The organism is Bradyrhizobium sp. T-1, from assembly GCF_053592855.1.
In genome coordinates this window covers 220,268-246,784 of sequence record NZ_CM132115.1, presented here as the reverse complement: position 1 = coordinate 246,784, position 26,517 = coordinate 220,268, and the positions used below count along the sequence as shown (strand labels likewise).

The 26,517-nt window shown below is 64.0% G+C and carries 24 protein-coding genes; 16 read left to right on the top strand and 8 right to left on the bottom strand.

What is annotated here, in order from left to right; translation table 11 throughout:
• Positions 1 to 38: 38 nt before the first annotated feature.
• The 6 genes from ACWAT4_RS01175 (at position 39) to ACWAT4_RS01150 (ending at position 4,238) form a co-directional block, all read left to right on the top strand.
• Positions 39 to 353, top strand: coding sequence for an ArsR/SmtB family transcription factor (locus ACWAT4_RS01175; protein ID WP_018646000.1), 315 nt, complete (start codon positions 39 to 41; stop codon positions 351 to 353).
• 11 nt (positions 354 to 364) lie between these two features.
• Positions 365 to 715, top strand: a complete 351-nt coding sequence (locus tag ACWAT4_RS01170) for an SRPBCC family protein (RefSeq protein ID WP_449729621.1) — start codon at positions 365 to 367, stop codon at positions 713 to 715.
• A 41-nt stretch (positions 716 to 756) separates the two neighbouring features.
• Positions 757 to 1,359, top strand: a complete 603-nt coding sequence (locus tag ACWAT4_RS01165) for an ATP-dependent Clp protease proteolytic subunit (RefSeq protein WP_212301874.1) — start codon at positions 757 to 759, stop codon at positions 1,357 to 1,359.
• Positions 1,360 to 1,772: 413 nt separating this feature from the next.
• Positions 1,773 to 2,111 (top strand): P-II family nitrogen regulator, encoded by a 339-nt coding sequence (locus ACWAT4_RS01160; protein ID WP_027535364.1) that lies wholly within the window; start codon positions 1,773 to 1,775, stop codon positions 2,109 to 2,111.
• 38 nt (positions 2,112 to 2,149) lie between these two features.
• Positions 2,150 to 3,598: an ammonium transporter gene (locus tag ACWAT4_RS01155; protein WP_212301875.1), complete on the top strand. Its 1,449-nt coding sequence runs from the start codon at positions 2,150 to 2,152 to the stop codon at positions 3,596 to 3,598.
• A 235-nt stretch (positions 3,599 to 3,833) separates the two neighbouring features.
• Positions 3,834 to 4,238 carry a GFA family protein gene (locus ACWAT4_RS01150; RefSeq protein WP_212301876.1) on the top strand — a complete coding sequence of 135 codons (405 nt, stop codon included), beginning with the start codon at positions 3,834 to 3,836 and terminating at the stop codon, positions 4,236 to 4,238.
• A gap of 42 nt (positions 4,239 to 4,280) precedes the next feature.
• Here the strand turns inward: ACWAT4_RS01150 and ACWAT4_RS01145 are convergent, their stop codons facing one another.
• Positions 4,281 to 5,384, bottom strand: a complete 1,104-nt coding sequence (locus tag ACWAT4_RS01145; RefSeq protein ID WP_212428606.1) for an ISAs1 family transposase — start codon at positions 5,382 to 5,384, stop codon at positions 4,281 to 4,283.
• 361 nt (positions 5,385 to 5,745) lie between these two features.
• Here ACWAT4_RS01145 and ACWAT4_RS01140 point away from each other — a divergent pair, with 361 nt between their 5' ends.
• The 4 genes from ACWAT4_RS01140 to xth all read left to right on the top strand — a co-directional run bounded on the left by ACWAT4_RS01140 (position 5,746) and on the right by xth (position 11,311).
• Positions 5,746 to 6,960 (top strand): aminotransferase class I/II-fold pyridoxal phosphate-dependent enzyme, encoded by a 1,215-nt coding sequence (locus ACWAT4_RS01140; RefSeq protein ID WP_212301877.1) that lies wholly within the window; start codon positions 5,746 to 5,748, stop codon positions 6,958 to 6,960.
• 8 nt (positions 6,961 to 6,968) lie between these two features.
• Entirely contained in the window at positions 6,969 to 9,455 is a 2,487-nt protein-coding gene (locus tag ACWAT4_RS01135) for a DNA translocase FtsK (protein ID WP_449729620.1), read from the top strand.
• Positions 9,456 to 9,649: 194 nt separating this feature from the next.
• Positions 9,650 to 10,381 carry an outer membrane lipoprotein carrier protein LolA gene (locus tag ACWAT4_RS01130; RefSeq protein ID WP_249149672.1) on the top strand — a complete coding sequence of 244 codons (732 nt, stop codon included), beginning with the start codon at positions 9,650 to 9,652 and terminating at the stop codon, positions 10,379 to 10,381.
• A 114-nt stretch (positions 10,382 to 10,495) separates the two neighbouring features.
• Positions 10,496 to 11,311, top strand: a complete 816-nt coding sequence (gene xth / locus ACWAT4_RS01125; protein ID WP_449729619.1) for an exodeoxyribonuclease III — start codon at positions 10,496 to 10,498, stop codon at positions 11,309 to 11,311.
• Positions 11,312 to 11,316: 5 nt separating this feature from the next.
• Here the strand turns inward: xth and ACWAT4_RS01120 are convergent, their stop codons facing one another.
• Both ACWAT4_RS01120 and ACWAT4_RS01115 read right to left on the bottom strand, forming a co-directional pair.
• The gene (locus ACWAT4_RS01120; protein WP_212301881.1) at positions 11,317 to 11,760 is read right to left on the bottom strand and encodes a cyclic nucleotide-binding domain-containing protein; all 444 of its coding nucleotides are present in this window, start codon (positions 11,758 to 11,760) and stop codon (positions 11,317 to 11,319) included.
• A gap of 60 nt (positions 11,761 to 11,820) precedes the next feature.
• Positions 11,821 to 12,507: a response regulator transcription factor gene (locus tag ACWAT4_RS01115; protein WP_007598630.1), complete on the bottom strand. Its 687-nt coding sequence runs from the start codon at positions 12,505 to 12,507 to the stop codon at positions 11,821 to 11,823.
• 202 nt (positions 12,508 to 12,709) lie between these two features.
• Between ACWAT4_RS01115 and ACWAT4_RS01110 the strand changes: the two genes are divergently transcribed.
• On the top strand, positions 12,710 to 13,279 hold the full coding sequence (locus ACWAT4_RS01110) for a L,D-transpeptidase family protein (protein WP_212424428.1): 570 nt from the start codon (positions 12,710 to 12,712) through the stop codon (positions 13,277 to 13,279).
• 6 nt (positions 13,280 to 13,285) lie between these two features.
• On the top strand, positions 13,286 to 14,071 hold the full coding sequence (locus tag ACWAT4_RS01105) for a 2-keto-4-pentenoate hydratase (protein ID WP_212301882.1): 786 nt from the start codon (positions 13,286 to 13,288) through the stop codon (positions 14,069 to 14,071).
• Between the two features lie 58 nt (positions 14,072 to 14,129).
• Here the strand turns inward: ACWAT4_RS01105 and ACWAT4_RS01100 are convergent, their stop codons facing one another.
• A complete protein-coding gene (locus tag ACWAT4_RS01100) occupies positions 14,130 to 14,819 on the bottom strand; it encodes a YggS family pyridoxal phosphate-dependent enzyme (protein ID WP_212301883.1) in 690 nt (229 codons plus the stop codon).
• A gap of 109 nt (positions 14,820 to 14,928) precedes the next feature.
• Here ACWAT4_RS01100 and ACWAT4_RS01095 point away from each other — a divergent pair, with 109 nt between their 5' ends.
• The 4 genes from ACWAT4_RS01095 (at position 14,929) to holA (ending at position 21,316) form a co-directional block, all read left to right on the top strand.
• Complete coding sequence (locus tag ACWAT4_RS01095; RefSeq protein ID WP_212301884.1) at positions 14,929 to 16,626, top strand: sensor domain-containing diguanylate cyclase; 1,698 nt, start codon at positions 14,929 to 14,931, stop codon at positions 16,624 to 16,626.
• A gap of 362 nt (positions 16,627 to 16,988) precedes the next feature.
• Positions 16,989 to 19,640 (top strand): leucine--tRNA ligase, encoded by a 2,652-nt coding sequence (leuS, locus tag ACWAT4_RS01090; RefSeq protein ID WP_449729618.1) that lies wholly within the window; start codon positions 16,989 to 16,991, stop codon positions 19,638 to 19,640.
• The gene (locus ACWAT4_RS01085; protein WP_212301886.1) at positions 19,627 to 20,178 is read left to right on the top strand and encodes an LPS assembly lipoprotein LptE; all 552 of its coding nucleotides are present in this window, start codon (positions 19,627 to 19,629) and stop codon (positions 20,176 to 20,178) included. The genes leuS and ACWAT4_RS01085 overlap by 14 nt, the downstream gene beginning before the upstream one ends.
• A 109-nt stretch (positions 20,179 to 20,287) precedes the next feature.
• The gene (gene holA, locus ACWAT4_RS01080) at positions 20,288 to 21,316 is read left to right on the top strand and encodes a DNA polymerase III subunit delta (RefSeq protein WP_449729617.1); all 1,029 of its coding nucleotides are present in this window, start codon (positions 20,288 to 20,290) and stop codon (positions 21,314 to 21,316) included.
• 270 nt (positions 21,317 to 21,586) lie between these two features.
• Here holA and ACWAT4_RS01075 read toward each other — a convergent pair whose 3' ends face one another.
• The 4 genes from ACWAT4_RS01075 to mnmG form a co-directional block, all read right to left on the bottom strand.
• Complete coding sequence (locus ACWAT4_RS01075; protein WP_212424171.1) at positions 21,587 to 22,474, bottom strand: ParB/RepB/Spo0J family partition protein; 888 nt, start codon at positions 22,472 to 22,474, stop codon at positions 21,587 to 21,589.
• Positions 22,475 to 22,541: 67 nt separating this feature from the next.
• Positions 22,542 to 23,408 carry a ParA family protein gene (locus tag ACWAT4_RS01070; protein ID WP_212301889.1) on the bottom strand — a complete coding sequence of 289 codons (867 nt, stop codon included), beginning with the start codon at positions 23,406 to 23,408 and terminating at the stop codon, positions 22,542 to 22,544.
• A gap of 29 nt (positions 23,409 to 23,437) precedes the next feature.
• Positions 23,438 to 24,211, bottom strand: coding sequence for a 16S rRNA (guanine(527)-N(7))-methyltransferase RsmG (gene rsmG / locus ACWAT4_RS01065; protein ID WP_449729616.1), 774 nt, complete (start codon positions 24,209 to 24,211; stop codon positions 23,438 to 23,440).
• 9 nt (positions 24,212 to 24,220) lie between these two features.
• A complete protein-coding gene (gene mnmG, locus ACWAT4_RS01060) occupies positions 24,221 to 26,101 on the bottom strand; it encodes a tRNA uridine-5-carboxymethylaminomethyl(34) synthesis enzyme MnmG (protein WP_449729615.1) in 1,881 nt (626 codons plus the stop codon).
• Positions 26,102 to 26,517 lie beyond the last annotated feature (416 nt).

The following is a 26,517-nucleotide window of genomic DNA, read 5'->3' as shown; positions in this document are numbered from 1 at the left end:
GGCTTGCGCAACACATAAGCACATGCTTATGTGTTGCCATGATCGAAGCCGACATCTTCAAGGCGCTGGCCGACCCGACCCGGCGCAAGGTCTTTGAGAAGCTCGCGGGCGGAAGCCTGAATGCCAGCGCCTTGCGTGACGGATTGGAGATCAGCCAACCCGCGATGTCGCAGCATCTTTCGGTGCTGCGCGCGGCCGGGCTCGTGCGCGAGCAGCGGCAGGGCCGCTTTGTGAACTACGAAGTCGACCCGGACGGAATTGTCGCCATCGGGGCATGGCTTGCGCGCTACCGCGCCTATTGGCCGAAGCGCATGGAAGCACTCGCCGATCTCTTGAAGGACATGGATCAATAAGAACCGGATCAATGAGCGACGCCATGAAGCCTGATCGCCCTGACGCAAACCTGGTGCTTGAATTTGAATTCGATGCGCCGCCGGCAAAAGTCTGGCGCGCCGTGACCATTCCTGAATTGCGCGAGCGCTGGCTGCCGGATTGCGACCTTGCCGGCGCCGAGCCGGAATCGTCGATCCCAGGCGAAGAGGTACGCTACCGGCTTCGCGATTCCGAACCGCCGTTTCGCGAGAGCCACGTCATCTTCCGGATCGAGCCGAACGAGGACGGGGGCACCCGCTTTCGCATCATCCAGCAGGACATCGGCGCCAAGCTGCCACAGCCGGCCAACAGCAATCGCTGCCTGATGCGCGCGGCGGCCTAGCAACCACAAGACTTCATCACCCGCAGACATGGAGGTCGCCGATGCGCGACATGCTTCAGCTCGTCCCTATGGTCGTCGAACAATCCGCCCGCGGCGAACGATCCTTCGACATCTATTCGCGGCTGCTGCGCGAGCGCATCATCTTCCTCAACGGCGAGGTCAATGACGCGATGTCCGGGCTGGTCTGTGCGCAGCTGCTGTTCCTGGAGGCGGAGAATCCGGGCCGGCCGATCAATCTCTACATCAACTCCTATGGCGGCGTGGTCACCTCCGGGCTCGCGATGTACGACACCATGCAGTTCATCAAGGCCCCGGTTCATACGCTGTGCATGGGCACCGCGCGCTCCATGGGCTCGTTCCTGCTGATGGCCGGCGAGCCCGGTCACCGCGCCGCCTTGCCCAATGCCAGCCTTCACGTGCACCAGCCGCTCGGCGGCTTCCAGGGCCAGGCGTCCGACATCCTGATCCATGCCAACGAGATGCAGGAAACCAAGCGGCGCATCATCCGCCTCTATGCGCAACATTGCGGACGCACCGAAGAGGAGGTGGAACGGACCCTGGACCGCGACCACTTCATGACCGCGCAGCAGGGAGTCGAATGGGGACTGGTCGACCGGGTTTTCGCAGAGCGCGACGCAGCATGACGGTCCGGCAGCCGGCCCTGATCACGTTGATTGGCTGCGCGTAACCCGTGAGCACGCTGCGCGCCGGCTCGATATTTTCGCGGCCGGCGAGCCCCTTTGGCAAGCCTGACTGTAACAAAATACCTTCTGCCTGCACGACGCATGAGCAACAATTGTGTCGGCAGCCTGTCATGCCTGCTTTTTGATCAGGCCTGACCATGGATTGGGCGCGACGTAATAGCGCACTGCAGCGCAACACCCGCCAAACGCGAAAAGCCCCGTCTTCATAGTCCGTTAGGCAACGCGCCCGATCTGGCACGGCATTTGATTCTAAAGGCCTCGGCTGTGCCCGCGTAGTGAACTTCTCCCTCGTGGCGAACCAGTCGAGAAACGCCCGGCCATGTCCGGACCGGGCCCAAGCGGGGATAGGACCCATGAAAATTGTTATGGCAATTATCAAGCCATTCAAGCTGGAAGAAGTCCGTGACGCCCTGACCGCCATTGGCGTTCACGGTCTCACGGTGACGGAAGTCAAGGGATATGGCCGTCAGAAAGGCCACACGGAAATCTACCGCGGCGCCGAGTATGCCGTGAGCTTCCTGCCCAAGATCAAGATCGAAGTCGCTGTCGCCTCCGAGCAGGTCGACAAGACCATCGACGCCATCACGTCGGCTGCGAAAACCGGACAGATCGGCGACGGCAAGATCTTCGTCATCAACCTCGACCATGCGGTCCGCATCCGCACCGGCGAGGCCGACGCTGCGGCCCTTTGATTTCGCGCTCAACCAAAATCCAATCAGGAGTAAATGAAATGACGTTTAAGCGTCCCTATGGCGCGGGATTGGCGGCTCTCGCAGTCGGCCTGTTCGCTGCGACCGCAGCCTACGCCGAGCCAACGGTCAACAAGGGGGATAACGCCTGGATGCTGACATCGACAGTCCTCGTGCTGTTGATGACGATCCCGGGTCTCGCGCTGTTCTACGGCGGCCTCGTCCGTTCCAAGAACATGCTCTCGGTTCTGATGCAGGTGTTCTACACCGTCTGCGTCGTCACCGTGATCTGGGCCGTGTACGGCTACAGCCTCGCCTTCACCGGCGGTTCCGACTTCATCGGCGGCTTCTCCAAGGCCTTCATGATGGGCGTCACCACCGACTCGAAGGCGGCGACCTTCTCGGTCGACGCCAACATCTCGGAGCTCGTCTATATGTGCTTCCAGATGACCTTCGCGGCGATCACGCCCGCCCTCATCGTCGGCGCCTTTGCCGAGCGCATGAAGTTCTCGGCGATCGCCCTGTTCATCCCGCTCTGGGTCACGCTGATCTACTTCCCGATCGCGCACATGGTCTGGTACTGGCCCGGCCCGGACGCGATCCAGGACGCGGCCAAGGCTCTGGCTGCGGCGGGTGATGCGGCGGCGAAGACCGCGGCTCAGGCCAAGCTCGACGAGATCAACGCCGACGCCGGCTGGATCTTCAAGAAGGGCGCGATCGACTTCGCCGGCGGCACCGTGGTGCACATCAACGCCGGTATCGCAGGTCTCGTCGGCGCTCTCCTGATCGGCAAGCGCGTCGGCTACGGCAAGGAGCTGATGGCTCCGCACTCGCTGACCATGTCGATGATCGGCGCCTCGCTGCTCTGGGTCGGCTGGTTCGGCTTCAACGCCGGCTCCAACCTCGAAGCCAATGGCGGCGCAGCCCTCGCCATGACCAACTCCTTCGTCGCCACCGCAGCCGCCGCGCTGTCGTGGATGTTCGCGGAGTGGATCGTGAAGGGTCATCCGTCGGTGCTCGGCGTCATCTCCGGCGCCGTCGCGGGCCTCGTGGCCGTCACGCCTGCCGCCGGCTTCTCCGGCGTCATGGGTGCGATCGTCCTCGGTCTCGTGGTCGGCGTGGTCTGCCTGTTCTTCTGCACCGTCGTGAAGAACGCGCTCGGCTATGACGACTCGCTCGACGTGTTCGGCGTGCACTGCATCGGCGGCATCGTCGGCGCTCTCGGCACCGGCATCCTGGTCAATCCGGCTCTCGGTGGTGCGGGCATCATCGACTACACCGCGATCCCGCCCAAGGTTGCCGATTACGACTTCGCGGCGCAGATGCTCTCCCAGATCGAAGCCGTCTGCACCACGCTGGTGTGGTCGGGCGTCGGTTCGGCGATCCTCTACAAGGTCGTCGATGTGATCGTTGGCCTGCGCGCCAATGTCGAGAGCGAGCGTGAAGGCTTGGACATCACCGACCACACCGAGCGCGCCTACAACATGTAAGCACTCTCCCGGGATGCGATCTTCTCCCGGAGGTCGCATCCAGACCTACGGTTTGGGCACATACCCGGCAATGCCCCGACCGTTGAGGGGCTCCAGCGCAAGCTGGAGCCCCTTTCTTTTTGCCAATTCTTTTTGCCAGGATTCTTTTCGACGCCGCTCCGAAGAAAAGCATTGCCATTCCGGATTGCCGGCGCAGAAATAACGACCACAACGAACAACAACACGGGAGGTCGTCATGCGTTTGGAAGGCGGGTGCTATTGCGGCGAAGTGCGCTACGTGGCCGAGGGCGATCCGATGATGCAGGCGCAGTGCCACTGCCGCGAGTGCCAGTACATCTCGGGCGGCGCGCCCAACACCTTCATCGCGATGCCGGCGGCCGGCTTCACCTACATCACCGGACAACCCAAGCAGTTCACCCGCAAGGACCTCACCCGCGCCGTGACACGGGAATTCTGCGCCGAGTGCGGCACCCATCTGGTGACCAAGGTGCCGGGACTGCCGGCAGCGGTCGTGAAAGTCGGCACATTGGACGAGCCGAGCCAGTTCCATCCGCAGATGGCGATCTACACCTGCGACAAGCAGGAGTTCCACGCCATCCCCGCCGGCATGGCGACATTCGAGAAGCTGCCGGGCCATTAGGCCGGGGAGACGGTGCGCTCCCTCTCCCGCTTGCGGGCAGGGCTATCGCATATGACCGAACAGGGCGAGGAGGAAGCTGTTGTCCCACCCCGCGCGCTTGATTTTGCGACGTATGGAGGTGGGGCCGGGGCAAGATTGAAGGATGTTGAGTGCGAGCCTGCGCAGGCGGGCGAGATTCTCCGGAGCATGGTCCAATCTCGCCCGGTTGCCATCCTCGTCGAAGTGGACGTCGAGCACCCAGTGCAATTGGTTCTCGATGGTCCAATGACTGCGCGTGACCTGCAGCAGCCGCTTGGCGGACATGAACTTGGAGAGCAGATAATAGCGCACGACCGGCGGATCGGCACGATTGCCCTGCAATTGCCTGCGCGAGGTGACGCGGCCGATCGCGACGACGCCCGGGAAGTCGTGGACGGCAGCCAAGCTGGTGTTGCGCATGATGGTTGCCCGGCGTGCTTCGCGCCGATCGTGGGTGGACGGCTCGACCTTCTTGGTTGTGCTGCGCTCGCCGGAGCGGGCAAACTGCGCGACCACGGTCTTGTACAGAGGTCCACGGTTGGCCTTGATCGCCAACACGTAGTCGCCACCGCGCTCGAGCACCGTCTTGGCCATCGCACGATGGCAATGCAGCGCATCGGCCGTGACGATGCTGCCTTTGAGCGACAGCAGTGCCAAGACCTCCAATGCTCCCTTGGTCTCGTTGCGGCCAGGAGCCTTCTGCTGGGCAAGGGACATGCGCGCTTCCACCGCCCAGACGTTGACCAGATGCAAAGGCTCGTAGCGCGAACCACGCTCGAAGGCGCCACGCAGCGCCTTGCCGTCGACCGCAACCACCCCGGTGAGATCGAGCCGGTTGGTCTTGGCAAACGCCGCCATGAAGCGGCGGAATGCCGCCTCGAAGGCCTCCGGGTCGAGCAAACGGAACACGCGGCTGAACGTATCGTGACTGGGAATCCCGTGCTCCAGGCGCAGAAACAGCCGCAGCAGCTCTTCCTTGGCCTGCCCAAACTCCGCCATGTCCGAACAGGTCTCTGCTCCGCAAAGCACCGCAGCCAAGGCGATGACCAATACCTCCAGCAGATCGTGTCGTGCGTTCGCTGCACGCGGGTCCGACAATCGCCGAAATGCCTTCTTGAACTTTCCCATCCGACTCCCTCCGCCTTGTGGGAGTCGTTCTCAGAATCCATCTTACAAAACAACGCAATAGGGGTCGCAAATCCATATGCGATTCCCCTGCGCTTGCGGGGGAGGGCTGGGGTGGGGGTGTCTCCGCAGGCGAGAACCCCCAAGAGGAGAGAACCCTCACCCGACGCTTCGCGTCGACCTCTCCCGCAAGCGGGAGAGGTGACGAAGCCGCCATGTTTTCCGGCCTCATTATTCCCGCTCTGGACGGGCCGGGCGGCCGATGGTTAATCGCGTCTTAACCTCGCCCTATCTATGGTGAACTGAACCGCTTACCCGCCGGCGTCTCCATGCGCCGGCCGTTCCAAGAGTGCTGGCGCCCAGAATGGTCATGACCGCTTCATCCCGTGCGCCGCTAGCCGGTGGAAGCTCCGACAACGAACGCTCGCCCTTCGTCCGGCTGAACGAGCTGTTGGCGCCGCATCAGCCCGGCAAGCCGTTGATTTCGCTTGCGGTTGGTGAGCCGCAGCACCCCGTGCCCGACTTCGTCGGGCCGGTGCTGGCCAAGCACATCGCCGATTTCGGCCGTTACCCGATGAACCAGGGCACCGAGCCGTTCCGCCAGGCCGCGAGCGCCTGGTTATCGTCGCGCTTCAGGCTGCCGCGACCGCTCGATCCCAAGAGCGAGATTCTCGTCCTCAATGGCAGCCGGGAAGGGCTGTTCCTCGCCGCGATCGCAGCAGCCCGCTATGTCGGCCCACGTCCCGGCAAGCCCGCCATCCTGATGCCGAACCCGTTCTATCCGGTCTATGGCGCAGGCGCCGGCGCCGCGGCCTGCGAGCCGGTCTATCTGCCGACGACCGTCGAAAACGGCTTCCTGCCTGATCTCGACGCGATCGACGAAGCGACGCTGGCACGCACGGTCGCGTTCTATCTGGCCTCGCCGGCCAATCCGCAGGGCTCGGTCGCCTCGCGCGATTATTTCACGCGGCTGAAGCAACTCGCCGATCGCCACAACTTCATGATCCTCAGCGACGAGTGCTACTCCGAAATCTACACCCGTCAGGCACCTGGCAGCGCACTCGAATGTGCGGGTCCGGATTTCGCCCGCGTGGCCGCGTTCCAGTCGCTGTCGAAGCGCTCGAACCTGCCGGGCCTACGCGTCGGCTTCGCCGCCGGCGACAGGAAGTTCATCGGCATGTTCCTGGAGCTGCGCAACATCGCAGCGCCCCAGGTGCCGGTGCCGCTCCAGCATGTCGCGACCGTGGCTTACGGCGATGAAGCGCACGTCGAGGAGAACCGCAGGCTCTACCGGATCAAGTTCGATCTTGCCGACCAGATCATCGGCAATCGTTACGGCTATCGCCGGCCCGACGCCGGCTTCTGCGTCTGGCTCAATACGTCCGGGGTCGGCGACGACGTCTCCGTGACCCTGAAGCTTTTTAGGGAAGCCGGCGTGCGCGTGGTGCCCGGTTCCTTTCTGGCGCGGCGTCAGCCCGACGGCTTCAATCCCGGCGCCGGCTACATTCGCCTGGCGCTGGTGCAGGATAGTGAGACCACGGCGCAGGCGCTGCACCGGCTGGTCGAAACTCTGGGTTAGGCGGGCCCATGAGCATGTCGACAATCGAACGTGTCATTCCCCTGGTCGGCCATCTGCCGCCCTCGATCCGCGAGGCGCTGAGCCGGCGTGTGCGCGAGCTCAGCGGATTCGGCCTGGTCACGCTGTCGGGCGTCGCGTCCGCCGCGCTGATGACCTGGTCGGTGCAGGACCCGAGCCTGAGCCACGCGACGTCGCGACCGATTCACAACGTTCTCGGCTATGCCGGCGCCATCGGCGCGGACCTTGCGATGCAGATCCTCGGGCTCGGCGCGATCATGCTGATCCTGACGGTCGCGGTGTGGGGCTGGCGCATGATGACCCATCGCCCGTTCGATCGCGAGGCGCTGCGGCTCGGCTCCTGGATTCTCTGCACGGTGATCGCGGCGGGCTTCGTCAGCTGCTGGCCGCATGGCGGCGCCTGGCCGCTGCCGACCGGACTCGGCGGAGTGGTCGGCGATGCGCTGGTGCGCGCACCGGCAGTGATCTTCGGACCGCCCGGCGTGATCTATCGCATGGTGCTCGGCGCCATCCTCTTCGTCGCGCTGGCCGCGACCTTCCTGATCGCATGCGGGCTCGGCGCGCGCGAGCATGACCACGAGCTCGCGGAGATCGAGGACGACGACAAGCCGCTCGACGAAGACGAGGAGAGCGATCGTGGCTCGGTGTCGCTGGGCTGGCTGTTCCATGCACTGATGAGCACCAAGGCGCGGCTGATCTGGCTGTTCGGCGCGGCCTATCGCTCGCTGGTCTCGAGCGGACCGAAGGCCAAGGCGGTCGCGTTCTCCCGTCAGGAGCCCAATCTCGGCGGCGGTCGCGCCGCGCCTTCGATCTCGCCGCAGTCCGAAGATGAGGACTACGAGGACGAGCACGAGGAACCGGTGGAAGAGGAGGACGACGAAGAGGAGGAGGAGCCGGCCGCGCGCGCTCCACGCAAAAAGGCTGCACCGAAAGCCGCTTCCAAGAAATCCACCGATAAGTTCGATCTTCCGTCCGTCTCCATGCTGGCCGCCCCGAAGGCCGGCGATCGCCAGCCGCTCAGCAAGGCCGAGTTGGAAACCAATTCGCGCGCGCTCGAAGGCGTGCTGCAGGACTTCGGCGTCCGCGGCGAGATCGTGAAGGCCAATCCGGGTCCCGTCGTCACGCTGTACGAGCTGGAGCCGGCGCCCGGCATCAAGTCCTCGCGCGTGATCGGACTTGCCGACGACATCGCCCGCTCGATGAGCGCGCTGTCGGCGCGCGTCGCGGTCGTGCCCGGCCGCAACGCCATCGGCATCGAGCTGCCGAACGCGCATCGCGAAAAAGTCTACTTGCGCGAATTGCTGGTGGCGAAGGAAGCCACCGACACCGTCGCAAAACTGCCGCTCTGCCTCGGCAAGACCATCGGCGGCGACCCCGTCATCATCGATCTCGCGCGCACGCCGCACATGCTGATCGCCGGTACCACCGGCTCCGGTAAGTCGGTTGCGATCAACACCATGATCCTCAGCCTGGTCTACCGGCTGCGCCCGGACCAGTGCCGGCTGATCATGGTCGATCCGAAGATGCTCGAACTCTCCGTCTATGACGGCATTCCCCATCTGCTCACGCCCGTCGTGACCGATCCGAAGAAGGCGGTGGTCGCGTTGAAATGGGCCGTGCGCGAGATGGAAGAGCGCTACAAGAACATGGCCAAGCTCGGTGTGCGCAACATCGACGGCTACAACACGCGCCTGCTCGAATTGAAGGCCAAGGGCGAAGAGCCGACGCGCACGGTGCACACCGGCTTCGACAAGGAAACCGGCAAGGCGATCTACGAGGAAGAGAAGCTTTCGCTCGATCCGCTGCCCTACATCGTCATCATCGTCGACGAAATGGCCGACCTGATGATGGTCGCCGGCAAGGACATCGAAGGCGCGGTGCAGCGCCTCGCGCAGATGGCGCGCGCCGCCGGTCTGCATGTGATCCTGGCGACGCAGCGTCCGTCGGTGGACGTCATCACCGGCACCATCAAGGCCAACTTCCCGACCCGCATCGCCTTCCAGGTGACGTCGAAGATCGACAGCCGCACCATTTTGGGCGAGATGGGCGCCGAGCAGCTGCTCGGCCAGGGCGACATGCTCTACATGGCCGGCGGCGGCCGCATCAGCCGCGTCCATGGACCTTTTGCATCGGACGAGGAAGTCGAGAAGGTGGTGCGTCATCTCAAGACGCAGGGTCAGCCCGAATATCTCGAAGCTGTGACCGCCGAAGAGCCCACCGAGGACGAAGATGGCGGCGCGGTGTTCGACGCCAGTGGAATGGGCGCGGATGGCGGCGGCGACCTCTTCCAGCAGGCCGTTGCGATCGTCAAACGCGACCGCAAGGCCTCGACCAGCTACATCCAGCGCCGGCTGCAAATCGGCTATAACCGCGCCGCATCGCTGATGGAGCGCATGGAACTGGAAGGCATCGTCGGACCCGCCAATCACGCCGGCAAGCGCGAGATTCTGGTCGAGGAAGAAGACAGCCATATGTGAGGCAAAGGGCTTCCGGCCTGCCTCGGAATGATATCCTCACGCAAATTCGATCTCTGCTTTTGCCCGAAATCACGCTAAAACGACGCCCAGCCACACAGGACGACGCGTTGACCAGACATCCGGACATTGGATTCGCAGCCTCTCTCGCTGCGCGCAGCGCGCGCGTCGTGGGCGTGCTTCTCGTCACTGCCGCGATGGCGACTGCAGCGTCGTTTGCGCAGAACGTGCCCGTGCCGAAGCCGGCGCCGAAGGGGCGCGATGGTGCGCAAGCCGGAGGCGGAGGACCCGCAGTGACAGGCGCAACGCAGGCGCCGCCGAATCCGATCATTCCCGATCCGCGCCGCAACGTGCCGAGCAGCATCTTCCAGAGCTTCGATGCGAACCAGAAGGCGCAGGCGGCCAAGGTCAGCGCCTATCTGTCCTCGCTGTCGACGCTGGTCGGAAATTTCGTCCAGGTCGGCCCCGACGGCAGCAAGACGCAGGGGGACTTCTACATCCAGAAGCCCGGCAAGATGCGCGTCGAATATGATCCGCCGAGCCCGATCGACATCGTTGCCGATGGATCTTCCGTCGTGGTGCGCGATCGCAAGCTCGCGACACAGGACGTCTATCCGCTGTCACAGACGCCGCTGCGCTTCCTGTTGTCCGACCGCATCGACCTCATGAAGGACACCAACGTCGTCAGCGTCACCGCCGACGACCTCTTCATCAGCGTCACCATCGAGGAGAAGCAGGCACTGGTCGGCACCAGTCGCCTCCTGCTGATGCTCGGCGCCAAGGACGGCCAGTTGAAGCAATGGACCGTGACCGATCCGCAAGGCTACGACACCACATTCGCGGTCTATAATCTGGACACCAGCAAGAAGCTCGATCCCAATATGTTCAAGATCGACTTCACCAATTACAGCGTGCCGTCCCCGGGGTAGGCCCCGTAAGGTCGGCAAAGCGCTGCGCCCACCATTTCCAAGCTCGAAAAGACGGTGGGCACGGCGCTTTGCGCCTTTGCCCACCTTGTGAGAGCTTGCTAAGACGCAACTCCCATGCGTTTTTCCCTGACAACCTGGAACATCAATTCGGTGCGGCTGCGCATCGACCTGGTCGCGAAGTTTCTCAAGAGCGCGCGGCCGGACGTGCTGTGTCTTCAGGAGACCAAATGCATCGACGACGCGTTTCCGTTGAAGCGTTTCAAGCGGCTGGGTTACGAGCACGTCGCGCTGAACGGGCAGAAGGGCTATCACGGCGTCGCCATCGTCTCGAAGATTCCGTTCGAGACCACCGATATCCGCACCTTCTGCGACAAGGTGGATTCACGCCACATATCCGTATCCTTCGGCACCAAGGCCGACATCGCAAAACCGCTGGTGCTGCATAATTTCTACGTACCCGCCGGGGGCGACATTCCCGATCCCGCGCTGAACGAAAAGTTCGATCACAAGCTTCGCTTCCTCGACGAGATGAAGGCGTGCGAGCCGTTGCATCCGCGCGGAGAGGATCGCCACATCCTGGTCGGCGATCTCAACGTCGCGCCGCACGAGAACGATGTGTGGTCGCACAAGCAGCTGCTGAAAGTCGTCTCGCATACGCCGATCGAAACCGAAAAGCTGCAGGCCGCGCTCAGCGCCGGCGAATGGGTCGACGTCGCGCGGGACCGCATTCCGATGTCGGAAAAGGTCTACACGTGGTGGAGCTATCGCTCCGCCGACTGGACCGTCGGCGACCGCGGCCGGCGGCTCGATCACATCTGGGTCTCGCGCGCGCTGAAGGACGCGGTCCAGGATTTCAGGATTTTGCGCGATGCCCGCAGCTGGGAGCGGCCGTCGGACCATGTGCCGGTGACGGTGACGCTGGAGGTTTGAGCCGGCTACGTGCTGAGCTTCGCGCCGGCCATCAAGATATCGCTGGCGATCTGGCTGGAGCGGATTGCGAATTCGTCGCGCAGGCGAAGTGCGGCGGCGGGATCGCTCTCGAGCACGCGCTGAAACAGGCTGCGCGCGACGCGGATGACGGAGGAATGCTCCAGCGCAACCGCGCCCGATGGCCGCTTCATCGGCACGACCAGCGCAAGCTCACCGATCAGGGTGCCGGGACCTGCGATCATCTCGGCGCCGGCGCCATCGTCGACGCGAAAGGCGCCGCGCTGAACCACGAAGCCGGCGTCGGCATCGTCACCGAGATTGAACAGGATGTCGCCGCGGACAAAGTCACGCTGCTCGGAGCCGATCGCCAGCATGCGCAACGAGGCATCTCCCAACAGGCGCAGTGTCGGGACACGCTCAAGCAGCGCTACGTCATCGTCGATCGACATTCCGGTCCGAGGCTCGAGAAACGCGCCAATTTACGACGAATCGCGCGTTCCTGGAACGTATCACGGCACCAGCTTGTAGCCACCGGCTTCCGTTACCAGGATTTCCGGGTTGGCGGCGTCCTTCTCGATCTTCTGGCGAAGGCGGTAGATGTGGGTTTCCAGCGTATGTGTGGTGACGCCGGAATTATAGCCCCAGACCTCCTGGAGCAGGGTCTCGCGCGACACCGGCATCTGGCCGGCCCGATAGAGGAAGCGCAGGATTGCCGTTTCCTTCTCGGTGAGACGAACCTTGCGGGCGTTGGCCGCGGTCAGCATCTTCGAGCCGGGACGGAAGGAGTAGGGGCCGACCGAGAACACGGCGTCCTCACTGGCCTCGTGCTGGCGGAGCTGGGCTCGGATACGGGCCAGCAAGACGGCGAAACGGAAGGGCTTGGCGACATAGTCGTTGGCGCCGGATTCCAGGCCCAAAATCGTGTCGGAATCGGTGTCGTGACCCGTCAGCATGATGATCGGCGCCTTGAAGCCGCCCTTGCGCAGGGAGCGGACCACCTCGCGGCCATCGGTGTCGGGGAGGCCGACATCCATCAGGACCAGATCGGGAGCGTTGGCCTTTGCGGCGCTCGCGCCCTTGGCGCCAGTATCGACGGCGGAAGCTTCAAATTCTTCGTGTAGCGATAATTGCTCCACCAACGTATCGCGCAGATCGGTATCGTCATCCACGATCAGGATCTTGCGGGCATTGGCCATGGGGGATCATCCTTTTGGGGTCGGACGGACGCGCATTCATGCCGCACCCGACCGTGATGGGAAGTTTAGGGGTCGCTGTTCTTATTGTTGTTCGTGTTGAAGTAGTGGGCTGTTGCCGATTCACAAGCCGGAATTACTCTAACCCAGAATAGCAGGGCGTTTCGATGAATGTCCTGTAATGAATTCGACATCGCGTATTCACATGAAAAATAAAGCTGTGTCAGTCAGTTACACCGGAAATCGAGGCCACGGACCGTTATCCGCGATCCGCGTTAGGCCTGCCGCCGGGAGTCCGCGCCGGGGCTGGCTGACGGCAGGCAGCCTGACGATTCCCGTGGCGCTGGGGCGCGGCGGTATTCTGGCCAATAAGCGCGAGGGCGATGGCGGTACTCCCCGGGGCCATTTTCGTCCTAGGCAATTGTGGTGGCGGGGCGACCGGCACAGCCGTCCCAGGACGTTTCTGCCGGCGCGGATCATCACCGGGTCTGACGCCTGGTGCGAAGATCCCGGCGATCGTCACTACAACCAGTGGATCCGGCGCGCCGAGGGAGAGGGCGGCGACCGGCTGAAGCGCGCCGATCAACTCTATGACTTCATCATCGAGATCGACCACAACACCAGGCCGCGCATCGCGGGTCGTGGCAGCGCCGTATTTCTGCACCTGGCGCGCGACAATTTCGGTCCGACCGCGGGCTGTGTCTCCATGACCAAGGCGGCGATGCTGCAATTGCTGCGGCGGCTGGGTCCAAGAACAAAAATCATCATCGGGTGAGGACGCATGCTCGACAACGATCGGATCGCCGCCGCTTCGCAGGTTCTCGTTCAGCATTGGCGCGATGGCAGCAAGCTCGATGCGCTCGAGACATCGCTGCGCCCGCAGAGCCGTGCTGATGGCTACGCCGTGCAGGCCGTCCTCGCAAACCAATCGCTCGGCCAACTGTTTGGCTGGAAGATCGCGGCAACCAGCGAGGCCGGACAGAAGCACATCAATGTCGCGGGACCGCTGGCCGGGCGCATCATGAGCGACACGGTGATTGCCGACGGCGGCACCGCATCGATGAAGGGCAACGCGATGCGCGTCGGCGAGCCGGAGTTCTGCTTCCGCATGGGACGCGATCTTGCGCCGCGATCGACGTCCTTTGGCCTGGACGAAGTGCTCGCGGCCGTCGACACGTTGCATCCCGCGATCGAAATTCCGGATTCACGCTTCACCGATTTCGCCAGCGCCGGCGAGGCGCAGCTCATCGCCGACAACGCCTGTGCACATCTGTTCGTGCTGGGCGCGGCGACGCGCGCGAACTGGCGCGCGATGGATCTCGTCGAGGAGCGGCCGCAGATCACGCTGCGCGGCGAGGGCTACACCGGTCACGGCAAGAACGTGCTCGGCGATCCCCGCGTTGCGCTCGCCTGGCTCGCCAACGAGCTGCGCGGGCTCGGCATCACCTTGCGGGCAGGAGAGGTGGTGACGACAGGCACCTGCCATCCGCCGCTGCCGATCCAGGCTGGTGATCATTTTGCCGCAGACTTTGGCGTGCTGGGCAAGGTGTCGGTGAGGTTCGCGTAACTCGCCCCTCTTAGTCGTCCTGGCGAAAGCCCGGACGACTAAAACAAATCGCACGCGATCACCGATGCCCGAAGATCGCGCTTCCCACGCGCACGTGGGTGGCACCTAGCATGATGGCGGTCGCATAATCCGCGCTCATGCCCATCGACAGGTTCTGTAATCCGTTGCGCGCAGCGATCTTCGCGGTGAGAGCGAAATGCGCCGCCGGCGGCTCGTCCACCGGCGGAATGCACATGAGGCCGGAGATCGTCAGGCCATAGGTGTCGCGGCAGCTCGCGAGGAAGGCGTCGGCCTCGCCGGGGGCGACGCCGGCCTTCTGCGGCTCCTCGCCGGTGTTGATCTGGACGAAGAGTTGCGGGTGCTTGTTCTGGGATTCGATTTCTTTGGCTAACGCCTGGCAAATGCTCGGGCGGTCGACCGAATGGATGGCATCGAACAGTGCGACCGCCTCTTTCGCCTTGTTGGATTGCAGCGGCCCGATCAGATGCAGCGCGATGTCGGAGTAAACAGACGTTAACGCCGGCCACTTGCTCTTGGCCTCCTGCACGCGATTCTCGCCGAATACGCGCTGTCCGGCGCCGATAACCGGGATAATTGCATCCGCCGCGAACGTCTTGGACACTGCGATCAGCGTCACGGAGGCACGTTCGCGCTGCGCATCCTTGCAGGCACGCGCGATTTCCGCTTCGACCGCGGCGAGCGCATTTGGTGAATCGCCGGTTACCGGCGCTGCGTTTTCTTCTGTCATGATGTCGATTGGGCTGTGACCGTAACGGAGGTAGTTCCAATTTTACCGAGTTCAAGAAAGGGTTTTTGAACCCTTCGCTTTACCTTGGCGCGCGGGGTGGGTCGCGCAGATGGCAAACGTCAGTTTCAACCGCAAACGAGCAAAACTCAAGCAGGTCCTCGGCATCAGGGCCCGGCTTGCGTTGCTCGCGGTGATTCTGGTCGCGCCTCTGATGCTCGAGCGCATTCGCTCGCTTGAAGACGCCCGGACCAAGCAGATCGCGCAGGCTACGGTTGAATTCACCACGGTCGCAAGACACAGCGCCGATGCACAGCGCGAGGTGATCTCGTCGGTCGAGACCATCCTGAAATCGGAAGCCTTCATCCGCGCCTCCGCCGGCGGCGTCAGCAAGAGCTGCGATGTGCTGCGCGCAAGCCTGCCGACGAGCCTGCCCTGGATCCGCACGCTTCTGATCGCCGGTCAGGACGGCCGCATCCAGTGCGCGACCAACAACATGTATGTCGGCCTCGACCTCAGCGATCGGCCTTATTTCCAGCAGGCGCAGGAAACCGGCCGCTTCGTGCTGTCCGACTTCATTCTGTCGCGGCCCGTGCAGTCGCCGACCGTCATGGCGGTTTATCCGGTGTCTGCGTTCAGCGGCGTCGCTGACGCCGTCGTGCTCGCGACCGTCAACCTCGACTGGATGTCGAAGGTGATGAACAATCTGGGCGGCCGCGCCGGCATCACGGCGGTGCTGGTCGACAGCGCCGGCACCGTGCTGGCCGCGCCCGCCGACCAGCATGCTGCGGTCGGTCGTCCGCTCGACAACCTGCCGCTGATGTCGGCCATCGCCGACATGGCCCTGCGCTCGGACCAGGACGAAGGCTCGCTGTCGTTCCTCGCCGCCGACGGATCGCGTCGCGCGGTCAGCTTCATCCGCATCGCCGGCACCAATTCCCGCCTGATCGCCAGCATCGACGAGGACAAGGTGTCCGCGGCAGTGAGCCGCGACATCCGCACGGCCTATCTCCAGCTGGCTTTCGTCGTCATGTTCGTGCTGCTCGGCGCGCTGATCGCCGCCGAGAAGCTCGTGATCAAGCCGATCGAGATGCTCGCCGACATGGCCAAGCGGCTCGGCCAAGGCGACCTCTCGGCCCGCGCCGCGCGCAACCGGCTGCCAGCGGAATTCGTGCCGCTCGCCCGCGCCTTCAACGCAATGGCCGCCCAGCTCAGCCAGCGCGAGCGCGAGTTGATCGCGACCAACGACCGGCTGACGGTGATGGCGTCGATCGACATGCTCTCGGGACTTGCCAACCGCCGCGGCTTCCAGAGCCGTCTCGACTTCGAATGGATGCGCGCGCAGCAATATGGCAGCGAGCTCGCGCTTCTGATGATCGACGTCGACCATTTCAAGCTGTTCAACGACACCTATGGCCATCTCGAGGGCGATTCCTGCCTGACCCGGCTCGGCGAGTCGCTGTCCGGCATCGCCGCCGACACGATGGGTTTCGCAGCCCGCTATGGCGGCGAGGAGTTCTGCCTGCTGCTGCCGAACACCGACGTGATGCGCGCCGTCGAAATCGGCGAACAGGTGCGCGCGGCCGTGCTGAAGCTCTGCCTGCCGCACATCACCTCCGCCCACATGGTGGTCACGGTGTCGATCGGCGTTGCGGCGACGCGGCCGAACGAGGTCTTGCGTCCGGGCGATCTGATCGAAGCCGCCGACGCCGCGCTCTACGCCGCCAAACATCGCGGCCGCAACAATGTCGTCGAGCACGGCATTTTGCGGATCGAGGGCACCACCGCCGAGATCGCGATGGCGGGCTAGCCATTTGAGCATGATCCTTCGGAGAACCGCTACACGCATTGCGCTAACGCGGTCCTTCGGGTTCGGATCAAGCTAGCCTGCAGCTTCGGCTGCGATCGAGCTCGCAGGCCTTTTTCGCAAACCCCGCCTCGGGCCCGTGGTCATCGGGATCGTCGAGATCTGAGGCCATCGCCTGACGCGGTGTCCTTTTGGCGGCCAACCTCGCACCGCCCCCTTAATCCGATCCGAATACCCTCATCCGTACTTTTGCGGAGCAGCATTGCGAGGCCCCGCCGGCTGCGGCAACCCATTGACCCCCCGAGGACTTCTATGGCCTAGTCCGGCCTCTTCAGCCGCCAAAACCACGAAAACGCAACGATTCCATGACCTCCGAACGCTATAACGCCCGCGACGCCGAGCCGCGCTGGCAACGCCAATGGGACGAACAGGCGATCTTCGTCTCCAAGAACGACGATTCGCGGCCGAAATACTATGTGCTGGAGATGTTCCCCTACCCGTCCGGGCGCATCCATATCGGCCATGTCCGCAATTACACGCTCGGCGACGTGCTGGCCCGCTTCATGCGCGCCAAGGGGTTCAACGTGCTGCACCCGATGGGCTGGGACGCCTTCGGCCTGCCGGCCGAGAACGCCGCCATCGAGCGCAAGGTCGCGCCCAAGGCCTGGACCTACGACAACATCGCCGCGATGAAGAAGCAGCTCCGCTCGATCGGGCTGTCGCTGGACTGGAGCCGCGAATTCGCGACTTGCGACCCAAGCTATTACAAGCATCAGCAGAAGATGTTCCTGGACATGCTCGCCGCCGGCCTCGCCGAGCGCGAGAAGCGCAAGCTCAACTGGGATCCGGTCGACATGACCGTGCTCGCCAACGAACAGGTGATCGACGGCCGCGGCTGGCGCTCTGGTGCCGTTGTCGAACAACGGGAAATGAGCCAGTGGGTCTTCAAGATCACGAAGTACTCGCAGGAACTGCTGTCGGCGCTGGATGGGCTCGACCGCTGGCCCGACAAGGTGCGGCTGATGCAGCGCAACTGGATCGGCCGCTCGGAGGGCCTCTTGATCCGCTTCGCGCTGGATCAGGCGACCACGCCCGCCGGCGAAAGCGAGCTGAAGATTTTCACGACGCGCCCGGACACGCTGTTCGGCGCGAAGTTCATGGCGATCTCGGCCGATCATCCGCTGGCGCAGGCAGCTGCCGCGAAGAACCCGAAGCTCGCTGAGTTCATCGCCGACATCAAGAAGATCGGCACCGCGCAGTCGATCATCGACACCGCGGAGAAGCAGGGTTTCGACACCGGCATCCGCGCGGTGCATCCGTTCGATCCCTCCTGGAAGCTGCCGGTCTATGTCGCCAACTTCGTGCTGATGGAATACGGCACCGGCGCCATCTTCGGCTGTCCCGCGCATGACCAGCGCGACCTCGACTTCGTCAACAAGTACAATCTCGGCAACACGCCGGTCGTGTGCCCCGAGGGCCAGGATCCGAAGTCCTTTGTCATCACCGACACCGCCTATGACGGTGACGGCCGCATGATCAATTCGCGCTTCCTCGACGGCATGACCATCGATCAAGCTAAGGAGGAGGTCGCAAAACGCCTGGAAACCGAGCTGCGTGGCAACGCGCCGGTCGGCGAACGACAGGTGAACTTCCGCCTGCGCGACTGGGGCATTTCGCGCCAGCGCTATTGGGGCTGCCCGATCCCGGTCATCCACTGTCCGAAGTGCGACGTCGTGCCGGTGCCGGATGCCGACCTGCCGGTTGTGCTGCCGGAAGATGTGAGCTTCGCCAAGCCGGGCAACGCGCTCGACCATCACCCCACCTGGAAGCACGTCAACTGCCCCAAGTGCGGCGGCAAGGCCCAGCGCGAAACCGACACCATGGACACCTTCGTGGATTCGTCCTGGTATTTTGCGCGTTTCACCGATCCCTGGAACGAGAGCGCGCCGACGACGCCCGCGGTCGCCAACCGGATGCTGCCGGTCGATCAGTATATCGGCGGCGTCGAGCACGCGATCCTGCATCTGCTCTACAGCCGCTTCTTCACCCGCGCCATGAAGGCGACCGGGCACATCGCACTGGACGAGCCATTCGCCGGCATGTTCACGCAGGGCATGGTGGTGCACGAGACCTACCAGAAGGCTGACGGCAGCTGGGTGCAGCCGGCCGAGGTGAAGATCGAGGTCGGCGGCAACGGCCGCCGCGCAACGCTGATTGCGACCGGCGAAGACGTCCAGATCGGCGCGATCGAGAAGATGTCGAAGTCGAAGAAGAACACGGTCGACCCCGACGACATCATCGCGACCTATGGCGCCGACGTCGCCCGCTGGTTCATGCTGTCGGACTCCCCGCCCGACCGCGACGTGATCTGGAGCGATGAGCGCGTCCAGGGCGCCTCGCGCTTCGTGCAGCGGCTGTGGCGGCTGGTGAACGATGCCATGGAACTCGCCAAGGCTGCGCCTGCGGTCCGACCGGCTTCGTTCGGCGACGATGCGCTCCTCTTGCGCAAGGCCGCCCATGGCGCGCTCGACAAGGTCACGACCGGCGTCGAGCGACTGCATTTCAACGTCTGCCTCGCCCATATCCGCGAATTCACCAATACGTTCTCGGAGGTGCTCCAGCGGTCCAGCCAGCCGGCGGCTGACCTCGCTCCAGATTTGGCCTGGGCGATCCGGGAGGCCAGCCAGATCCTGGTCCAGCTGTTCTCCCCCATGATGCCGCATCTGGCCGAGGAGTGCTGGCAAGTCCTGTTTCAAAATGGTCTGGGTCAGCCCGGGCTGGTTTCCGAGGCCGACTGGCCGCAAATCGAACGCGATTTGCTGGTTGAAGACAGCGTGACCCTGGTGGTTCAGGTCAACGGCAAGAAGCGGGGTGAGGTCACAGTTGCAACAGCGGCGCAGAATCCGGAAATCGAGGCTGCCGCTTTGGCCCTCGATGCTGTAAAGCTGGCCCTGGACGGCAAGCCCGTCCGCAAGGTGATCATCGTCCCCAAGAGGATCGTGAATGTTGTCGGCTAGGATCCGTATTGCAGCCCGCCTGCTCGCGGTTGCCGCCTTGGCAGCGCTGACGGCTGGCTGCTTCCGGCCAATGTATGCCGAGCACACCGACGGTACTCCCGGCTTGCGTGAGAAGCTGATGGGCGTCGAACTGCCGCCGATCGACAAGGCGAACGCCTCGCGTGAAGCCCGGGTCGGCGTCGAAGTCCGTAACGCCCTGGCGTTCAAGCTCTACGGCTCGGCCACAGGCATGCCGCCGACCCACCGCCTGGTGATCCGCTTCAATTCCAGCAAGACGTCCCTGATCGTCGATCCCACCACCGGCCTGCCGAACAGCGAGAACTACGGCATCGACTGCCAGTACAATCTGATCGAGGTCGCGACCGGCCAATCGGTGATGACCGGCACGACGTTCTCGCGCGTGTCTTACGACATGCCCGGCTCCTACCAGCGTTTCGCCCGCAACCGCGCGGTGCGTGACGCCGAGGATCGTGCCGCCAACGAGATCGCCGAGAACATCAACACACGGCTCGCCGCGTTCTTTACCGCCGGCACCTGATTCAAGTCCCGTCATTCCGGGACACGCATAGCGTGAACCCGGAATCTCGATTCCCAACCTCTGGATTCCGGGCTCGCGCTTTGCGCGCCCCGGAATGACGATCTAGGTCATGGTCGCGCTGCGCGGAAAAGAGATCGACGCCTTCCTCGCCCGCCCCGACGCGGGCCGTCCGATCATCCTGCTCTATGGTCCCGATGCCGGCCTCGTGCGCGAGCGCGCCGACGCGCTGATCGCGTCCGCCGTCGACGATCCCAACGATCCCTTCTCCCTCGTGAAGCTCGATGGCGACGAGCTCTCCGCCGAGCCGTCGCGCCTGGTCGACGAGGCCATGACCGTACCGCTGTTCGGCGGCCGCCGCGCCATTCGCATCCGCGCCGGCTCGCGCAGCTTTGCCGCCGGCGTCGACACGCTGGCCGGGATGGGCGTCAAGGATTGCCGCATCGTCATCGAAGCCGGCGAGCTGCGCCCGGAATCACCGCTGCGCAAGGCCTGCGAAAAGGCCAAGACCGCCGTGGCGATCGGCTGCTATCCCGACACCGAGCGCGATCTCGCAAAACTGATGGAGGACGAGCTCCGCTTCGCCAATTTGCGCATCGCGCAGGATGCCCGCGCAGCGCTGATGTCGTTCCTCGGCGGCGATCGCCAGGCCTCGCGCAACGAGCTGCGCAAGCTCACGCTCTATGCCCATGGCAAAGGCGAGATCACGCTGGATGACGTGATGTCCGTGGTCGCCGATGCGTCCGAGCTCAAGCTCGATCCGATCGTCGACGGCGCATTTGCCGGCCGGCCCGATATCGTCGAGACCGAATTCGCCAAGGCCATGATCGCCGGCACCTATCCCGGCGTGATCATCTCGGCGGCACAGCGCCAGGCTGCGTGGCTGCACAAATCCGCGCTCGCGATCGCCGACGGCACACCGGCCTCCGCCGTGCTCGAGGGCGGCTATCCGCGCCTGCATTTTTCAAGGAAGCCCATGGTTGAGACCGCGCTGCGCAATTTCAGTGTGGCGAGGCTCGCCGCCGTCATCGAGCAGCTCGCCACCGCCGCGCTCGACACCCGCAAGCAATCCACGCTCGCCGCCGCCATCGCCCAGCGCACGCTGATGGCGATTGCGGCGAACGCGAAGCGGCGGGGGTAAGCCCTTCTCTCTCTCCACGTCATTGCGAGGAGCGTAAGCGACGAAGCAATGACGGCGGGAAACCAGATGCGCAAATATCTCCCGGACGTCGTCACGGCGAAAGCCCGGACCCATCACCTCAGAGAGAGAAGTTTGACGAAGATTCGTATGGCGGTTTTGGCCCCGGCATCCGATCGATAGATCACGCGGTGGGTCCTGGCCTTCGCCAGGACGACACCGAAGATGCGGCCAACTGCCCGGCTCACAACGCCGGGATGACACCGAGAGGGACTACAGCGCGCCCTTGGCCAGCCGCTTCATCACCTCGTCGAGCTGATCGAGGTTGCGGTAATTGATCTGGACCGAGCCGCCGGGGTCGCGATGATTGACGGTGACCTTGAGGCCGAGCGCGTCGCTGACGCGCTTCTCCAGATCGATCGTGTCTGGGTCCTTTTCCTTGCCGGCGGTGGCGCGCGCCTTTTGCGGCTTGCGCTCCGGCACGCCCTCTTCATGCGCGAGCGCTTCGGCCTGGCGGACATTGAGGCCTTCCGCGACGATACGCTTGGCGGCGGCCAGCGGATCTGGCACGCCGATCAGCGCACGGGCATGCCCAGCGGTCAGCTCTCCGGTCGCGATGAAGGCCTGCACTTCGGCCGGCAACTTGGTCAGCCGCATCATGTTGGCGACATGGCTGCGGCTCTTGCCGACGACCTTTGCGATGTCGTCCTGGCTGCGTCTGAACTCGTTGGCGAGCGCGTGATAGCCCTGCGCCTCTTCCATCGGGTTGAGGTCTTCGCGCTGCACGTTCTCGACGATCGCGAATTCGAGCGCATCGCTGTCGCTGATGTCGACCGGCACGATCGGCACTTCATGCAGGCCAGCCATTTGCGAGGCCCGCCAGCGCCGCTCGCCGGCGATGATCTCGAAGCGGTCCTGCGCGCCTTTCACCGGACGCACCACGATCGGCTGGATCACGCCGTGCTGCTTGATGGATTCGGAGAGCTCCTTGAGCTCCGTGTCCGAAAACGTCCGGCGCGGGTTGCGCGGATTGGCCTTGATGAATTCGATCGGCACCTTGCGCTGGGCGCGCGGGCGATCGACGTGCTGGGCCTCGCCGCCGACATCACCGATCAGACTCGCAAGACCCCGGCCCAGTCGCGAACGCGCTTCATCGGCCATCGCCAGCTCCCTTGGATTCACGCTGCAGCACTCCAGAACTGAATTGTCGAAACTTGTAGGATGGGCGCTAATGCGTAACGCGCAGCTCGCGCTCGCGCTGGATCACTTCGGTGGCGAGCCGCAAATACGCTTCGCTGCCGACGCATTTGAGGTCGTAGACCAGCACCGGCTTGCCGTAGGACGGCGCCTCCGAGATGCGCACGTTGCGCGGGATCATGGTCTTGTAGACCTTCTCGCCCATGAACTGGCGGACGTCGGCGACGACCTGGTTCGAGAGATTGTTGCGCGAGTCGAACATCGTCAGCACGATGCCGTGGATCGACAGATTCGGGTTCAGCGTCGAGCGCACCTGCTCCACCGTCTGCAGCAATTGCGACAGACCTTCGAGTGCGAAGAACTCGCACTGCAGCGGCACCAGGATCGCATCCGACGCAGCCATCGCATTCACCGTGAGCAGGTTGAGCGAGGGCGGGCAATCGATCAGCACGTAGGTGTAGTCAGCCTCAGGCGAGACGTTGTTGTTGAGTGCGCCGATCGCGTCGCGCAGCTTGAAGGCGCGGCCGGCCGTGGTGCCGAGCTCGAGCTCGAGTCCGGAGAGATCCATCGTCGAGGGCGCGATGTGCAGCCGCGGCACCGCGGTCGACACCACGGCTTCGCGCAGCGGGGCCTCACCGATCAGCACGTCATAGGTCGAGCAGGAGCGGTTGCGGCGATCGATGCCGAGACCGGTCGAGGCGTTGCCCTGGGGATCGAGATCGACGACCAGGACGCGTTCGCCGATCGCCGCGAGCGCCGTGCCGAGATTGATCGCTGTGGTTGTTTTTCCCACACCGCCCTTCTGATTCGCCAGCGCGAGGATGCGCGGGTGGCCGTGCGGGACCGCATTGGTCTCTTGGGAGGTCTGTTCTTGCTGCGGCTCGTCAATCACGGTCATCGAAAGTCCCCACTCAACCCCTGAACGTCTCACCCGCGCCGTTCAACCGATGCCAGCTCGACGATCCACCCGTCGCCCGTACGGCTTTGGTGGAGCTGCGGCTGAATATTCCAATATTTAGCGGCTTCGGTCAATTCAGCCTCTACATCTTGACCCTTGAGAAATAACGCCTTTGCGCCCTGGCGCATCAGCGGCTCCGCAAAGCCGATGAGTTGATGTAGCGGAGCCAACGCGCGCGCGGTGACGCAATCGACGGGGCCGGTGATTCTATCCACATTATCCCCGATCTCCGCGAGATGTACGACTCCCGGAGATGTGGTGACGCGGATCGCTTCGCGCAAAAACGCGGCCTTCTTGGCGATTCGCTCGACAAGATGAACTTTCGCGTCCGGCGTGCCGGCCATGGCGCAGGCAAGCACAACGCCCGGAAAGCCGCCGCCACTGCCGAGGTCGGCCCAGCGTTTTGCCAATGGGGCGAGATCGACGAGCTGAAGCGAGTCGGCGATATGCCGGGTCCAGAGGTTCGGCAAGGTCGAGGGCGCGACCAGATTGGTCTTGGCTTGCCACTCTCGGAGCAGCGCGATGTAGCGGTCGAGGCGCGCTTCCGTTTCATGTGAAACGGGCGCGAGCTTCAAGGCCGCGCGCTTGTCAGCGGCGATGATGGAATCGAGCGCCTGATCGTTGGCGCTGGCCTTGTCGATCTTGGGCTTGGTCGGCGTCGGATCGGATCGGCCGCTGCCGCCGTCTCCCGCCCGGGGTCGTCGCGATAGCGGTCTGTCTCCGCCCGGTCCGCGCTGTTTCACGTGAAACGCCTATGCGATTGCCTTGGAGGTCTTGCGCGCTTCGCGGCGGAGATAGGCCGCGAGGATGCCAAGCGCCGCCGGCGTCATCCCGTCGATCCGGCCGGCCTGACCGACCGTGAACGGCCGCGCCTTCTCCAGCTTGGCCCGCACTTCGTTGGAGAGACCGGGGACCTGCTGATAGTCGACGTCTGACAGCACCATCCCCTCGTCGCGGCGAAAGGCTTCGACGTCGGCGCTTTGGCGCTCCAGATAGACATCATACTTGGCGTCGATCTCGAGATGGATGGCAATAACGGGATCGATGGAGGACAGCTCTGGCCAGATCGCGCGGACCTGGCTCCAGCCGATATCCGGATAGGCCATCAGCTCGAAGGCGGACCGCCGCTGGCCGTCCCGGTTCAGGGACAACCCGCGCTTGATTGCCTCGTTCGGGGTGATGGTCAGCGACTTCGATAGGGTCCGGGCTGCATTCAGGGCACCCATCTTGGTCCGGTGATGCCGGGTCCGGGCGTGGCCGACGCAGCCCAGCGCAATCCCCTTCTCGGTCAACCGCTGATCGGCATTGTCCGCCCGCAAGGTCAGCCGGTACTCGGCCCGCGAGGTGAACATCCGATAGGGCTCGCTGATCCCGCGGGTGACGAGGTCGTCAATCATTACGCCGAGATAGCCGTCGGCCCGGTCGAACACGGTCAGCGCCGCACCGCCGGCGGAGAGTGCCGCATTCAGCCCGGCCACGATCCCCTGCCCGGCGGCTTCTTCGTATCCGGTGGTGCCATTGATCTGTCCGGCCAGGAAAAGACCACGCAGACGCTTGGTCTGGAGAGTCGGATCGAGTTCACGGGGATCGATGTGGTCGTATTCGATGGCATAGCCCGGACGGACCATCTTCACCCGCTCCAGGCCCGGAATGCTGGCGAGGATCGCAAGCTGAACCTCCTCGGGGAGCGAGGTGGAGATGCCATTGGGATAGACGGTGGTATCGTCGAGCCCTTCCGGCTCCAGGAAGATCTGGTGGCCGTCGCGGTCGCCGAAGCGGACGATCTTGTCCTCGATCGAGGGGCAATAGCGCGGTCCGGAGCTCTTGATCTGGCCGGAGTACATCGGGGAGCGATGGACGTTGGCGCGGATCACCTCATGGGTGGCGGACGTGGTCCGGGTGATCCCACACTGGATCTGCGGCGTCGTGATCCGGTCGGTCATGACCGAGAACGGTTCCGGCGGCTCGTCCCCGGGCTGCATCTCGACTGCGGACCAGTCGATGGTCGAACCATCCAGACGCGGCGGAGTCCCTGTCTTCAGTCGGCCAAGAGTGAAGCCAGCTCGCTCAAAGGAAGCCGAAAGACCCATCGCCGGAGCCTCGCCGACGCGGCCAGCCGGCCAGTTTTTCTCGCCGAGATGGATCAGACCGCGCAGAAAGGTGCCGGTGGTGACGACGACGGCCCCTGCCCGGAGCTGCCGGCCATCCGCCAAACGTAGTCCGGTGACCCGGCCATCAGCCACGATCAGCTCGTCGGCCTCGCCTTCGATGACGGAGAGACCCGCGGTCTGCTCGATCGCAGCCTGCATCGCGACGGCGTAGAGCTTCCGGTCGGCTTGCGCCCTGGGGCCGCGGACGGCGGGCCCCTTCCGACGATTGAGAACGCGAAACTGAATGCCGCCGGCGTCGCCGACCCGGCCCATCAGACCGTCGAGCGCATCGACTTCGCGGACCAGATGACCCTTGCCGAGACCGCCGATGGCGGGATTACAGGACATCGCGCCGACGGTGGAGAAGCGGTGGGTCACCAGGGCGGTCGTCGCACCCACCCGGGCAGCGGCAGCCGCGGCCTCACAGCCGGCGTGGCCGCCGCCGATGACGATGACGTCGAAACTCTCTCGCTCTGATCGCATGGGCGGACTTCTAGCTTAGAGGCAGGAAAGCCGGAAGCGGAAACTGGGTGGGCGGGTTGTTTCACGTGAAACGTAGGGCAACGGAGACGGGGGCAGCTTCGCGAAAACAACCCCATGCACAGTAGGGAGCGGCTTGGTGTTTCACATGAAACGCGACAATCGAGCGCGAAGCGAGTCATGCGCCCTTGGACGCGCCCCGACGGACTCGGTCATCGCGAGCGCAGCGGAGCAATCCAGAGTCCCTCCACTGAACGGTCTGGATTGCTGGGTCGCAAGGGCTCCTGGCAATGACAAGGATAGGATCGCGGCAATTGTCCCTGAGAGGGTTCCTCAGTGGGGATCCGCCTTCACGTGAAGCGTTGGTGCGTGTTTCACGTGAAACAACACGGAACCTCAAAACCCTGTTTCACGTGAAA